Source organism: Methanocella conradii HZ254, from assembly GCF_000251105.1.
Lineage (GTDB): Archaea > Halobacteriota > Methanocellia > Methanocellales > Methanocellaceae > Methanocella > Methanocella conradii.
Map to the genome: position 1 here is coordinate 888,056 of NC_017034.1, position 13,176 is coordinate 901,231.

The window sequence follows — 13,176 nt, forward strand, 5'->3', positions numbered from 1 at the left end:
AATATTCACCACAAAGGTTCACAAAGGACACCGAGAGAATATTCACCACAAAGGTTCACAAAGGACACCGAGAGAATATTCACCACAGCGGTTCCCAAAGGACACCGAGGATTTTTATTACTCAAGGGGGCTTCGCCCCCTGAGAGACCCGCTTTCTATCTATTATAAATGAAATTCTTTTTTATTTATTGTGTGTCTTCCATTTATCTTCCGTTTATTATACTAAATAATGGTATATCAAATGATTGAGCTGTTAAAGGGGGTCTCCGAGGGGGGCGCCCAGCCCCCCTTTAGGCAACAAAAATCCTCTGTGTCCTTTGTGAACCTCTGTGGTGAATATTAACTAAATCCTCTGTGTCCTTTGTGAACCTCTGTGGTGAATATTCTCTCTGGGGTTCAATCTACTCTGCGGTTCAATTTTTTCTCTGTGCCTACTGTGGTTATTTTCCACTCTATGACCTCTGTGGTGAAACAAAAGATAGTTATTTATAGCACGTCGCATATGAGTAATTTGATGGTCAACAAAGTGAAGAGGCGGGTATCGTGCCTGCCAAAGGCCACCTATTATAAGCCGAGGGAAATCCCCCTGTGCGAACTCGAGATCATAAGATTATCAATAGAAGAACTTGAGGCAATACGCCTATGCGACCTCCTCCATGCCGAACAGGATGAAGCCGCTGACATGATGGGCGTCTCGCGAAAGACCTTCTGGAACGACCTACAGAGGGCCAGGCAAAAGGTCGCGGACGCCCTCGTCAACGGCAAGGCCATCGAGATATCGGGCGGGGAATACGTAAACAGCGGCGAATGCGAGGTCGAGTTCTTCTGCAGGGACTGCGGTAACGCGTGGGTGTCTCCATGCAATGCGGGTCGCCCTGGAGCATGCCCATCGTGCTCATCTAAGAACATATACAGGAAAGGCGGCGACGGCAGAGGGAAAAGGCTAACCGATGAAGGGTATCGCTGCCCAAAATTCAAGGAAGGACCTAAAAATGAAATCGAATAACACTACGAGGATTGCAATACCATCGATGACCGATGAAGGCATTGGAGCGGACGTTTGCGCGCACTTCGGATCGTGTGAATATTTTACGATTGCGGAGGTCTCGAATGGCGAAATAAGAAATGTCAGCGTATTAAGCAATGTCTCGCCCGATGGCGAGCACAGTTGTGCCGCCCCCGCTGAACTGCTCGAAAAAAGCGGAGTGAACGTGGTACTGGTCTCGGGCATCGGGGGCAGGCCGCTGCTTTCCATCGTCGGAAAGGGCATACGTGTATTCGGAGGGGCGTTTGGCCGCGTATCGGACGCACTCGAGGACTACTTGGCCGGGGCACTTGAGGAGCTATCCGACCGGGGCACATGTGATTGCTCTCATCATTAGAGGGTGGTGTAAGGCAAATGAGCAGCGCTACAAAAAGCTCGGCGTGCGAAAGCTGCGCCAATAGGACGGACGCGTGTAAGCCCGAGACGTGTGGCCACGCGGAGAAGAACGAGCAGGAAATGCGTATTAAGGCTAACATGGGGAGGATTAAGAATCGAATAGCCATAGTGAGCGGCAAGGGCGGGGTCGGCAAGAGCACGGTGACTGCGGGCATCGCCATTGAGCTTGCCAGGAATGGCTTTAAGGTTGGGGTATTGGACGCCGACGTGAGCGGCCCCAACATGCCACACCTGCTCGGCGTTGAGAATAAGAGGATGGAGGCAGACGAGAACAGCTTCCTGCCGGTAGAGGCGGCCCATGGCATCAAGGTCGTCTCCGTTGAGTTCCTCATATCGTCAAGCGACTCGCTGGTCATCTGGAGAGGCCCGCTGCGCAGTTCCCTGATTAATCAGTTTTTGGCCGATGTGGCGTGGGGCGACCTGGACTTTCTGCTGGTGGACTTGCCGCCTGGCACGGGAGACGAGCCGCTCAGCATAATGCAGACCTTACCGCTCACCGGGCTGATAGTCGTGAGCACCCCGTCGAACCTCTCCATACTCGACGTGAGCAAGATAGTCAACATGGCGAAGATGCTGAACACGAGGATCATTGGAGTCGTTGAGAACATGGCCTACTATGAGTGCCCAACGTGTGGAGAAAAGGTGTACCCGTTCGGCGAGGACACGGTTAAGCGCCTGTGCGAGAGGTATGGGCTTACCCTGCTTGGCAGCATACCCATCGACCCGGCCAACAGGGGCACCGATATAATGGTCAGCAGCGAGGGCTCTCTGAGCAAAGGCACGGGCGATATCGCCCATAAGCTCATATGTATGCTGGGGTGAAAGACATGGCCGTTTTGGTGGAGGTCAAGGATTTATCCGTAACCTATGATGGGGAGAAGGTGCTCGATAACGTCAGCCTGAACGTTGAAGAGGGCGAGACGATAGGCATAATCGGGAGAAGCGGCTCCGGGAAGACGGTGCTCCTGAACGTGCTGAGGGGCCTGGACGATGACATACCGGCCAGCGGCCAGGTCATCTACCATGTGGCCATGTGCGAGAGGTGCGGCAGGATAGAGCCGCCAGGAAAGGCGGGCGGCACCTGCCCCAGGTGTGGCGGCCGCACGTCACTCTTCTCGCATGATATCCTGAACGGCGCAGACCCTGACGTAAAAAGGAGCATCTCTCGCAGGGTCGCCATCATGCTTCAGCGGACCTTCGGCATCTACGGCGACGATAGCGTCATCGAGAACGTGCTCAAGGCCCTCGGCGACGCCGGATACGATGGAGACCGCATTAATCGTGCCGCAGACCTGCTCGACCAGGTCAAGCTCTCGCATCGCATGATGCACATCGCGAGGGACCTGTCCGGCGGCGAGAAGCAGCGTGTCGTCCTGGCACGGCAGCTCGCACGCGAGCCGATGCTTCTTCTAGCAGACGAGCCGACTGGCACGCTTGACCCTAAGACGGCGGGCGTCGTCCACCAGAACATAAAGAAGCTGTCAAAAGACCTCGGCATTACAGTGCTCATCACCTCCCACTTCCCTGAAGTCATCGAAGAGATGGCCACAAGGGCGCTTTTATTAGAAAATGGCAGGATAAAGATGCTTGGCGCTCCCGGAGACGTCATAAGGGCTTTTACAGGCGGGGTCGAGGCCGTAGAAAGGAGAGAAGCCCCTGTCGGGGAGAGCATCATAAAGGTGGATAGCCTGTTCATGAAGTATTTCTCGGTTGATAGGGGCGTCATCAACGCCGTCAACGGCGTCAGCTTCGAGGTAAAGGAGGGCGAGATATTTGGCATAATAGGAAGAAGCGGCGCTGGAAAGACGTCGCTGACTAACATCCTCACGGGCAACCTTGAGCCCACTGGTGGCGTGGTCGAGGTCAGGATTGGCGAAGACTGGATAAACATGTGCGAGCCCGGCTACTATGCCCGTGGAAGGGCTAAGCCCTACATCGGCCTGCTCCACCAGGAATATGACCTTTACCCTCACCGTACCGTGATCGAGAACATGACCGAGTCAATAGGGCTGGAGTTCCCGGCGGAGCTTGCCGAGAAGAAAGCCATCTTATCTCTACAGGTAGCGGGCTTTGACGAGAAGAGAAGCAAGGATATCATGGATAAGTATCCTGGCGAGCTCTCTGAAGGGGAGAGGCATCGTGTGGCGCTTGCGCAGGTTCTCATAAAGGAGCCGCACGTCATCGTGCTCGATGAGCCAACTGGGACGATGGACCCTATCACTAAGAGGTACGTGGTCAACTCCATACTCTCGGCCAGAGAGGACATTGGCGAGACCTTTATCATCGTCTCCCATGACATGGACTTCGTGAGGATGGTCTGCGATAGGGTTGCCTATATGAAGGGGGGCAAGATAATATCTATTGGCAAGCCTGAGGAGGTATTGCCTCTCATCACAGAGGCCATGATATGATGGAGATCAGGGCTTTGGCATATAAAGACGGCCATGTTGAGTCATTCGATGGCACAGAGCTATATTACCGTGAGTGGGCCCCCGCTGGCGTAGACGTCAACGCCGTCGTTTTATTTATCCACGGCGTCGGGCTCCACAGCGGCGCTTCTCCATACGGCGAAAAAATCCTGATCAAGCAACTTTTAGACAAAGGCACTGCTTTTTATTCAATTGACCTGAGGGGGCATGGCAAATCCGGGGGTAGCGTGGAAGGCATATCCGGGCATACGCTCATACAGGACGTCGATTGCCACGTTAAGAATATAAAAAAATTGCATAAGAATGCGAAGATATTTTTATATGGCCATGACTTTGGCGGCATGCTCTCGCTCTATTATGCCTCCATGTTCAGGCAAAACATGAGAGGCGTCATCGTATCTGGATATTCGAAGCGGGTCAAGGAGGGCGTGAGGAGGATATGGAAGCCGAATGCCTTTATAGCCTTAAGGGATTGGCTTTTTGAATGGCTCTACAACAGGCCGAAAAAGTTCGAGTTTCTATCTCCTTCTGGCTATGTGCAGCTTTGCGATAAGCATGGGATGCCTGTAGATGAGGGAATTTTAAAGTCCCTCGAGCAATCAGGCGGCCCTGAAAAGAGCATGAAGTATAGCAAAGAGTTCTTCTCCGCTTGCGGCGCTGGCCTGGAGGACAGGATTGCCAAGAATACAAGGGCTCCCACGCTAATGGTCTTCTCTCGAAAGGACCCATTTTTTGACGTCAGGGGGGCGTATGAGATTCTTTTAAGCATCTCTTTTTTTGATAAAGAGCTGATACAGGTGGACGCGACGGGCCATTACGACGTAATCGAGGCCTGCAAGGAATCAATTGGCAAGTGGCTGCTAGCCAGGGCATGAGTCGTAAACTATTTATATTTTGTCGCATATGAGTATTATTTGTAGATTTTGGGGCGTTATACCATGATATGCGTTACGGCAACCTCTGATGATCTAGACTGTAAAGTGGATGAGCGTTTCGGGCGATGCAAGTTCTTCATCCTCGTCGACCCTTCTACCATGAAGTTTAAAGCAGTGCCCAACGTGGCCGCGGACGCTTCAGGCGGCGCAGGGATCAAGGCCGCCAACGCGGTGCTAAAATACGCGCCCGCTGCGATCATAACGGGGTTGATCGGGGATAATGCCCTTAACGTCCTGAAAGCATCCAGCGTCAAGGTATACTCATGTGAAGACGTGAGCGTCAGAGAAGCCGTAGAGATGTATAATGCTGGAAAGCTGAGCCGCATTGACGCTCCAGAATAAGGAGGAGACGATATGCCTGGATTAGATGGAACCGGGCCGCTAGGAATGGGCCCGATGACGGGACGCGGAATGGGATATTGCACGGGATACGTGCCCGCGCAAGGACGATGGCTCTTCGGCAGGGGCGCAGGAAGAGGCTTTTTCTGCGGGCGTGGCCGGGGACGCGGCTGGCGTAACATGTACTATGCCACAGGCTTGACCGGGTGGCAGCGAGCAGCCGCTTACTGGCCTGGCGTTTACTGGCCGGCCGTAGAGCCCACGAGAGAACAGGAGCTCGAGGCGCTAAAGAGGCAGAGCGAGTTCTTCGAGAGGTCTCTCGAGGAAGTCAGGAAGCGCATAGAGGAGCTTGAATCGAAGCCTCAGAAGGAGTGATCTGGAATGCCGGGAAGAGACGGTACAGGCCCCGAGGGTAAAGGCCCTCGGGGAAGAAGGCTGGGGCCATGCAGGGATATAAATACCCTCACCCCTGCTGAAAGGAAGAGTGAGGAAAGCCCTATCTATGGCGTCGGCCGCGGCGGAAAGCCGCGTGGATGCGGCATGGGGCGCCTCGGGGGCAGGCGCTAGGCGGGAGCATGCGCATAGCGATAGCGAGCGGCAAGGGCGGGACGGGGAAAACAACCGTCGCCTCTAACATGGCCCTTGCCCTGGCTAATGCGGGGTCATGTGTCACGCTCGCGGACTGTGACGTTGAAGAGCCGAACCTCTACCTATTCTTGCCAGGCGGCGAAATGGGCGTAGAGGAAGTCTCGGTAAGCGTGCCCGCCATAGATAAGCCTCGCTGCACTTATTGTGGCAAGTGCGCCGATTTCTGTAAGTTTAATGCTATATCCGTTTTCCTTGGGAATGCGCTGATATTCCCCGGCCTATGCCACTCGTGCGGCGGTTGCTCGCTCATCTGCCCCGAGAGTGCCATAAAAGAGGTGCCCAGGAGGGTCGGAATCGTAAAGCGATCAAAGCCCAGAGACGGGGTAGAGCTTATAACCGGCGTGCTGGACGGGGGCGAGAACTCGTCAGTGCCCGTGATAAACGCCGTTAAAAGAGGGCTGCCTGACAGTGGCATCGTCATTATAGACTGTGCTCCGGGCACGTCGTGCAACATGGTCTCTGCCGTAAGGGGCTGTGATTATTGTATGCTGGTGACTGAGCCCACGCCTTTCGGGCTTCATGACCTGAGCCTTGCCAGGGATGTATTAGTAAAAATGGGCATACCCTGTGGCGTCGTCATCAACAAGTCTGTAGGCGAGGACGGCATAATAGAAGGCTATTGTTCCGCTCAGGGCTTACAGGTCATAGGCAAAATACCATATGATGAAGCGATAGCCAGGGCCTATAGCATGGGAAAGGCGGCGCTATACGAGGACTCAAACCTTGCAAGAGTTTTTTCATGCGCTTATGAAAAAGCCTTGAAGGGGGCTGAAAAGCCATGACGATACAGGTTGCCGTGGTCAGCGGTAAGGGCGGGACCGGTAAAACCACCGTGACCGCCTCACTGGCGGCCATGTGCTCGCCTGTCATAGCCGACTGTGACGTGGACGCCGCGAACCTGCACCTATTGCTTAAGCCTACCGTAAGGGAAAAGAAGCCTTATTTCGGCCATAAGTTTCCCGAAGTCGATGCGGGCCTCTGCGCGGGATGTGGGGCTTGCGAGACGTATTGCAGGTTTGGGGCGATAAAAGTAGAGGACCGTGCGGTGATAGACCTTGTGGCGTGCGAGGCGTGCGGCGTCTGCGAGGCGGTATGCCCGGCTGGCGCGGTCTCGATGAAGGACCGCCCGTGCGGCGAGGTATTCATTTCGGACACGGCGTATGGCCCGATGGTGCATGCCCGGCTCGACCCGGGCGTCGGCACGGCGGGCAAGCTGGTCACCATGGTCAGGGAGGAGGCGCTAAAGCTAGCGGGTAAAGATGGCATCCTCCTCATCGATGGGCCTCCAGGAATAGGCTGCCCGGTGATAGCGACGCTTGCCGGCGTTGACGTGGCCGTTATAGTCGTCGAGCCCACTGTATCCGGCTACAGCGACTTTACTAGAGTCCTGAGCGTGGCCAGGCGTTTCAAGGCAATGCCATGCGTTTGCATCAATAAGCATGACCTTAACGAAGATTACACGCGTAAGATCATCGATCACTGCGAAGAGTCCGGCGTGCGAGTGCTAGGCTGCATCCCATACGGCCGCGAGATATTCGAGTGCGTTCGCGTGGGAGAGATTCCAGCACTGCACAATGGAATAAAGGACAGCTATACGAAGATATTCAAAAACTTAAATGATGCCATAGAGGAGAGGATGAAAAAATGAGGATATGCATACCGGTTGAAGATGGAGAGGTATCGCAGCACTTCGGGCACACCCCGGAGTTCGCGATATTCACGGTGGAAGGCGGAAAAGTGGTGTCAAAAGAGATGTTGAGGAGCCCCGGCCATGAGCCTGGCCTAATACCAAGGCTTATGGAGGAGAACGGCGTCGATGTGGTGATCACTGGAGGTCTGGGGCGCAGGGCGCAGGACATGTTCGACGAGATGGGCATAAGGGTGGTCTCGGGGGCTTCCGGCAGCGTAGAAGACGCATTAAGGAGATTTCTGGACGGAACGCTGGTCACGGGGGAGAACATCTGCGACCATTAATTTATTAGCGTGGAGGATAAGTTAATAAAGAGATGAGAGAGCGAAGGTGTGCGGGCAGGCCGAGGGCGAGAAGGTGCCTGTCTGGCGGCAATTTTAGGTGCATGATGCCAGCGTGCAGGCGGGAAGCTGAGACTGAGGCTGTCACGCTTCTCCCCGAGGAGCTCGAGGCGATAAAGCTGGCCGACCTCATGGATATGGAGCAGGAGGACATCGCCTTCAGGATGGGCGTGTCCAGGAAGACGGCCTGGAAGGACCTGCATAATGCCAGGAAGAAGATAGCCGACGCCCTGGTGAATGGCAAGGCCTTGAGGGTCGAGGGCTGTGAGATGGCAGGCCGCGGGGCGTGCAAGAGGTGGGGCCAGAATGAAGAAGGCCCCCATTGTCCATGATAGTCTGTCTTTGCGATAACCTTGCCCCCTCAGGGAGCGGATACTGGGCCGAGCATGGATTATCCTTTTTTATCGATGTGGATGGCTTGAGGATTTTATTTGATACGGGCCAGAGCGGGGACGTGTTGCTCCACAATGCAAGGCTTGCCGGCGTCAGCCTGGAAGGCTTAAGCTATATCGTGTTGAGCCATGGGCACTATGACCATACTGGCGGCCTCATGAAGGTCCTGGAGATGAACGAGGGCGTCCCGCTCATAGTCCATCCGGCTGCATTTCAGAAGAAATATGCCAGGAGGGGGGATAACTTAAAGGATATTGGCTTGCCCTTTAGCCTGCATGAACTGGAGAGGCGCTGCGAAGTTCGCATGGAGGCAGTGCCTGTAAATCTTGGGGGCGGCGTCTATACGACTGGCGAGGTCGAGAGGGTGACGCCCTATGAGCAGCCGCAACCCGACCTGCTGGATGGCGAGATGCTTCCGGACCCTGTAATGGACGACCAGTCCCTCGTAATTTTCCGGGATGGCGAGATGGCGCTTTTATGCGGGTGCTGTCATGCAGGTATTGTGAATACGATAGAATGCGTGAAGCGCCAGCACGGGAGGCATCCCGACGTCGTGGCTGGCGGCCTACACATGGAGAAGGCCAGCCCGGAGAGGCTTTCATGCACAGTGGAGGCGCTAAGGGCCTCGGGCGTGAAAAAGGCGGTCGCAGGCCACTGCTCAGGAGATATTATAAGGTCGCTGGCCTCAGCCAGAATCGAGGCTGTACGCCTGACGGCGGGAATGCAAATCCACACCACAGCCCGCTCCCCGTAGAAAACCATCCTCTACAGCAGAATGCCCTAAGCGACGCTCGCCTTTATGAGGTTCTTGATGACCCTGGCTACCACCGGCAAAGTGTCAAGGTGCGCTAAAATATACGACGGGCGAAGGTAGAAGCTCATATAGGCTTTTATCAGCATCCTTTTCACTTTTTCGCCGCTAAACCCAAAAGCCTCATAATCTATGATGGGCTCGGTGAAAGTGTAGGCGTCCCAGCCGTTACTCTTGATTAGGCCAGAGGACTTAAGCTCATCGTATAAGGGCGTGCCCGGATATGGCGTGAGAATGGTGAACTGGGCAATGTCAGGCTTAAGCTCCTTAGAGAATTTAATGGTCTGGTTCATCTCGTCCAGGGTCTCGCCAGGATAGCCGAACATGAACGAGCCTATCGTAAATATTTTATTATTCCTTGCGGCCTTGAACGCGTCCCTTACCTGCTCGAGGGTGATGCGCTTATTCATGAGGTCGAGCACGCGCTGGGAGCCTGACTCCACCCCAAAGTATAGCGATGAGAGCCCGCTTTTCTTTAATTCCCTTATCAATTCCTCATTTATGGTGTTGACCCTCGAAGATGCGGACCACAGGATATCCAGCCCTCTCGCCTTGATCTCAGAGGCTATCTCCTTCGCCCGCTTATGGCTCATCATGAACAGGTCGTCTATGAACTCTACGCCCTTAAGCCCGTATCGTTCATGGAGAAGCTGGACCTCGTCTACCACGTTTTTCGCAGACCTGCCCCTGAATTTTGTGCCCGCCATCCTTGACGATATGCAGTAATTACAGGCGAAGGGGCACCCTCTGCTGGTCATTATCATCCCGGCGGACTCCCTCCTATCCCATACCACGTACTTTTCGAATGGCACAAGGTGCCTGGCCGGGAAGGGTATGGAGTCGAGGTCCTGTATTAAAGGCCTTGGAGGCGCGTATCTGACGAGGCCGGAGCCATCCCTGTAAGCGATGCCTCTGACATTTGATATCCTGCCAATAAATTCCCGTAGGCCGCCTCGCCCCGTAACATGGCTCAGCCCTTCCAGGGATCTGGCAAGCTCCAGGGCGGTCTCCTCGCCCTCGCCTATTACCACGATGTCGAGCTCCGGGCATTCGGCAAGGGTCTCGGATGGCATGTACGTCACGTGAGGCCCGCCTATCATGGTCACGACGCCGGGCATGGCTCGACGAACCGCTTTAATGACGTTCAGGGCGCTTTTCAGGGTAACTGTGGTCGCGGTGACGCCGACGATGTCAGGGCTCTTTTTACTGGCCTCAAAGGCCGTCCTCTCGCAGGTATAGTCATATAGATTTGCGTCAAGCACTTCCACGGGAAACCCATGCTTTTCCAGGTAGGCGGCAATGTAGAGGAGGCCGAGAGGCGGGAGCTTCAGCCTGAGCGCTGTGCTGGACTCCGCCTTATCAGGGGGGTTTATCAGGAGGATTCTCGTCATTTTATACGTCTCCATCGGCATTAAAATTAATGGGGCCTGACGCTAATAAGCTCCATCATCCTTTTCTTGGCGGCTTTCAGCGCATCGATGGCGGGCATGGGCTTCCCGCTCAGAAAGTCGATGGCAGCGCCTCCTCCGGTCGAGACGTGAGTGAATTTATCCTCCAGGCCAAGCCGGTCGACAAGCACGGCGCTATGGCCGCCGCACACCACCGAGAACTTTGCATTAGAGGCGGCCGTAAGCATCTCCTTGGTGCCAGCTGAGAACTCTGGGTCCTCGAAAACGCCCGCCGGGCCCTTGAGGATTACTCTCTCCGCGTGCCTGACTATGTCAGAGAAGCTCGCTATGGTCTCATGGCCTATGTCCGAAATGGCAAAGCTCGTGGGAAGCTGCCTGACGCTAATCTCAAGGCGCTTTCCATCCTTATTTACTGCCAGGTCATGTGGCATGACGACTTTATCGCCGAACTTTTGCAGTATCCCTTTAGCCAGGGGCAGCTCGCCCATCGCTCCACTCTTATCCAGGAAATCCATGTTTGGTCCGCCGATGTCAATGCCCGAGGCCGCCAGGAACACGCTCGCCACGACGCCGGTCACGAGCACTTTGCTCGCTATGCCTTTTTCAAGGACATGCTTTGCGACGCCAATGCTATCATCCACTTTAGCCCCGCCCAGGACATATACCACTTCCCCACCCCCTTTGAGCGCCTCGGTGAGCGAGTCTATCTCCTTTTGCATGAGCCTGCCCGCGCCCGACGGAAGCACGGGGGTAAAGCCCACCAGCGAGCACTGGGAGCGGTGGGCGGCGCCGAAGGCGTCGTTGATGAAGGCCTGCGCCAGGGGCGCAAGCTTTCTCACCATTATCGTCCGTGAGGCGGCCTCCGGCGAAAGGCCTAATAGCTCTTCCGAGTAAAACCTCACGTTCTCGAGCATGAGCACCTGGCCAGGCTCGAGCCCCGCGATGGCAGAGCGGGCGTGCGACCCGAATATGTCGTCCACGTAGCGCACGTCCTGCTTTACGTACCGTTGAAGCTGCCTGGCGTGTCGCTCCATCGTCGTGAAGTCCTTCTTTCCAGGCCTTCCCTGGTGTGCCAGCAGGACGACCTTCGCATCCTCTAATTCCTTAATCGTCGGCACGCTCTCCCTGATGCGCTTATCGTCCAGGATCTCTCCCTCAGGCCCCAGAGGCGAGTTGAACTCCGCCCTCAGCAGGACAGTCTTTCCCTCAAGGTCAAAATCGTCCATCGTACAATAGTCGCGTTCCATAAGCTCCAGCATCCCCGAATTGATTTATCCTTCCATGTCGATAAGGGTGTACCGCGTTTTCATGGGTAACTACATCAATTCCACCTTTTCTCTCTCAAGTATGCCGTATATGAGCAGCTTTAGGACGTCACAGGCATCGCTCGCCTTCTTTTCCTGGGCATACTTCACTATCACGTTTATGAAAAGGAGCGCCATGATGGCGAAATCCTCCAGGCGCCCAAAGTTCAATAAGGACTTTAAAAGTGGACTCATCTTGTTGGGGCCGTAAACCTGGAGGCGGCGCGCCGCCTCCTCCCCGGATAGGCCATCCGGCCCTGTCGAGAGCCTTCTAAAAAGGCCATCCACAGGGGTCTTTTCAGCTTCTTTTAGGCTAATCGTAAGCTTATCCATTTGGCCATCTTTTACCAGCACTATCATACTCATCATTAACTAATAAATAAATTTAAATAAATATATACACGACTTGGATATAGGGGTGGATTGAACTGACACATCACTGGGAACACCATGAGGGATGCGGATGCCCGATTTGCGCCGGCGTAATTGCGCATAAGAAGAAGCTGCTGGCCGCCATGGTCTTCTTCTGCCTGATGGCCATATTCAACGGGATAATTGCCGGCGCCATACACGTAATACTGCACGCCATGGCGCTCAAAAAAGAATGATGTTGCGGGGCCTGCCCGAAAGCACGGCCTCCGCCTTTTATTTCCTGGGCGGCTCAAATGAATTTTTTCAAGGAAAAGACCTGTGACGGGTATACCGTGCTGGGGCCGCTAACGATGAAGCTGATGATGCAGGCTATGGCCGCATAGGGCCCGATATAGGGGCCAAAAAGCTCTATTGCCATGATGCTAGAAGCGATCGGCGTCTTTGTGGTGCCGGCAAGGACGCTGACCAGGCCTATGGCCGCGAACGCAGGCACGCTGAGGCCGAGCACCCGGGCGAAGAAAGCACCCGCCGTGGAACCTATGACAAATATGGGCGTAATGACGCCTCCGCTGCCCCCAAAGCTTAAGGTAATGCCCGTGAAGACGATTTTCACGAGGAATGCATACGGGTCAATGGGCGACCCCTCCAGGGAGCGCTCGATGAGCCCGATGCTTAACCCGAGGTACTGGGTTGAGAAAATCAGCGCAAGCGCTGTAAGGGCGGCTCCGCCAATCAGCCCTTTCACGGGCGATGACGCGTTTATTTTATTCGACATTTTTTTCGCATATCCCATGACTTCTATGGTAAGCAAGGAGCAGGCCCCGAAGGCGATGCCGGAAACGATGGCAGCAATGAAGAGCGTTTGATTGAAGTCGAGAGCGATGCTCGTGAAGTGGTAAGCATATTTCACCCCCAGTAGAGAGGCCGTCTGGAAGCTCACAATGCCCGCTATGAACGAGGCCAGCATCATCTCGTATAGAATGCTGCCGACGTATATGACCTCGATGCCGAAGAATTGAGCCCGCTATGGGAGTCCCGAAAACGGCGGAAAATCCGGCGCTGAT

The 13,176-nt window shown here is 54.8% G+C and carries 17 protein-coding genes; 13 read left to right on the forward strand and 4 right to left on the reverse strand.

Translation table 11 applies throughout. The features are described from left to right. Positions 1–514 precede the first annotated feature (514 nt). From MTC_RS04555 to MTC_RS04615, 13 genes are all read left to right on the forward strand, one after another. Positions 515–1,006, forward strand: a complete 492-nt coding sequence (locus MTC_RS04555) for a DUF134 domain-containing protein (protein ID WP_014405507.1) — start codon at positions 515–517, stop codon at positions 1,004–1,006. Next, entirely contained in the window at positions 993–1,382 is a 390-nt protein-coding gene (locus MTC_RS04560; protein WP_048189002.1) for a NifB/NifX family molybdenum-iron cluster-binding protein, read from the forward strand. The genes MTC_RS04555 and MTC_RS04560 overlap by 14 nt, the downstream gene beginning before the upstream one ends. A gap of 17 nt (positions 1,383–1,399) precedes the next feature. Continuing rightward, a complete protein-coding gene (locus tag MTC_RS04565; protein WP_014405509.1) occupies positions 1,400–2,263 on the forward strand; it encodes an Mrp/NBP35 family ATP-binding protein in 864 nt (287 codons plus the stop codon). 5 nt (positions 2,264–2,268) lie between these two features. Beyond that, the gene (atwA, locus tag MTC_RS04570) at positions 2,269–3,852 is read left to right on the forward strand and encodes a methyl coenzyme M reductase system, component A2 (protein ID WP_048189544.1); all 1,584 of its coding nucleotides are present in this window, start codon (positions 2,269–2,271) and stop codon (positions 3,850–3,852) included. Beyond that, positions 3,849–4,745 carry an alpha/beta hydrolase gene (locus MTC_RS04575; RefSeq protein WP_014405511.1) on the forward strand — a complete coding sequence of 299 codons (897 nt, stop codon included), beginning with the start codon at positions 3,849–3,851 and terminating at the stop codon, positions 4,743–4,745. Before atwA ends, MTC_RS04575 begins: the two co-directional genes overlap by 4 nt. 63 nt (positions 4,746–4,808) lie before the next feature. Continuing rightward, a complete protein-coding gene (locus tag MTC_RS04580; RefSeq protein ID WP_014405512.1) occupies positions 4,809–5,147 on the forward strand; it encodes a NifB/NifX family molybdenum-iron cluster-binding protein in 339 nt (112 codons plus the stop codon). 12 nt (positions 5,148–5,159) lie between these two features. Further along, positions 5,160–5,519, forward strand: a complete 360-nt coding sequence (locus tag MTC_RS12790; protein WP_014405513.1) for a DUF5320 domain-containing protein — start codon at positions 5,160–5,162, stop codon at positions 5,517–5,519. Between the two features lie 6 nt (positions 5,520–5,525). Then, positions 5,526–5,711, forward strand: coding sequence for a DUF5320 family protein (locus MTC_RS04590; protein ID WP_048189004.1), 186 nt, complete (start codon positions 5,526–5,528; stop codon positions 5,709–5,711). Between the two features lie 8 nt (positions 5,712–5,719). Beyond that, complete coding sequence (locus tag MTC_RS04595) at positions 5,720–6,574, forward strand: nucleotide-binding protein (protein ID WP_014405514.1); 855 nt, start codon at positions 5,720–5,722, stop codon at positions 6,572–6,574. Further along, positions 6,571–7,440, forward strand: a complete 870-nt coding sequence (locus tag MTC_RS04600) for an ATP-binding protein (protein WP_014405515.1) — start codon at positions 6,571–6,573, stop codon at positions 7,438–7,440. The genes MTC_RS04595 and MTC_RS04600 overlap by 4 nt, the downstream gene beginning before the upstream one ends. Continuing rightward, positions 7,437–7,766: a NifB/NifX family molybdenum-iron cluster-binding protein gene (locus MTC_RS04605; RefSeq protein ID WP_014405516.1), complete on the forward strand. Its 330-nt coding sequence runs from the start codon at positions 7,437–7,439 to the stop codon at positions 7,764–7,766. The genes MTC_RS04600 and MTC_RS04605 overlap by 4 nt, the downstream gene beginning before the upstream one ends. A gap of 32 nt (positions 7,767–7,798) precedes the next feature. Continuing rightward, positions 7,799–8,155, forward strand: coding sequence for a DUF134 domain-containing protein (locus tag MTC_RS04610; RefSeq protein WP_014405517.1), 357 nt, complete (start codon positions 7,799–7,801; stop codon positions 8,153–8,155). After that, positions 8,152–8,970, forward strand: a complete 819-nt coding sequence (locus MTC_RS04615; protein ID WP_014405518.1) for an MBL fold metallo-hydrolase — start codon at positions 8,152–8,154, stop codon at positions 8,968–8,970. Before MTC_RS04610 ends, MTC_RS04615 begins: the two co-directional genes overlap by 4 nt. Before the next feature lie 26 nt (positions 8,971–8,996). Here the strand turns inward: MTC_RS04615 and MTC_RS04620 are convergent, their stop codons facing one another. The 4 genes from MTC_RS04620 to MTC_RS12625 form a co-directional block, all read right to left on the reverse strand. Next, positions 8,997–10,433: a B12-binding domain-containing radical SAM protein gene (locus MTC_RS04620; RefSeq protein WP_158308489.1), complete on the reverse strand. Its 1,437-nt coding sequence runs from the start codon at positions 10,431–10,433 to the stop codon at positions 8,997–8,999. A gap of 11 nt (positions 10,434–10,444) precedes the next feature. Continuing rightward, the gene (locus tag MTC_RS04625) at positions 10,445–11,695 is read right to left on the reverse strand and encodes a phosphoglycerate kinase (protein ID WP_014405520.1); all 1,251 of its coding nucleotides are present in this window, start codon (positions 11,693–11,695) and stop codon (positions 10,445–10,447) included. 57 nt (positions 11,696–11,752) lie between these two features. After that, a complete protein-coding gene (locus MTC_RS04630; protein ID WP_081476793.1) occupies positions 11,753–12,109 on the reverse strand; it encodes a cation-transporting P-type ATPase in 357 nt (118 codons plus the stop codon). A 292-nt stretch (positions 12,110–12,401) separates the two neighbouring features. After that, positions 12,402–13,118 (reverse strand): chloride channel protein, encoded by a 717-nt coding sequence (locus tag MTC_RS12625; RefSeq protein ID WP_272941620.1) that lies wholly within the window; start codon positions 13,116–13,118, stop codon positions 12,402–12,404. Positions 13,119–13,176: the final 58 nt, after the last annotated feature.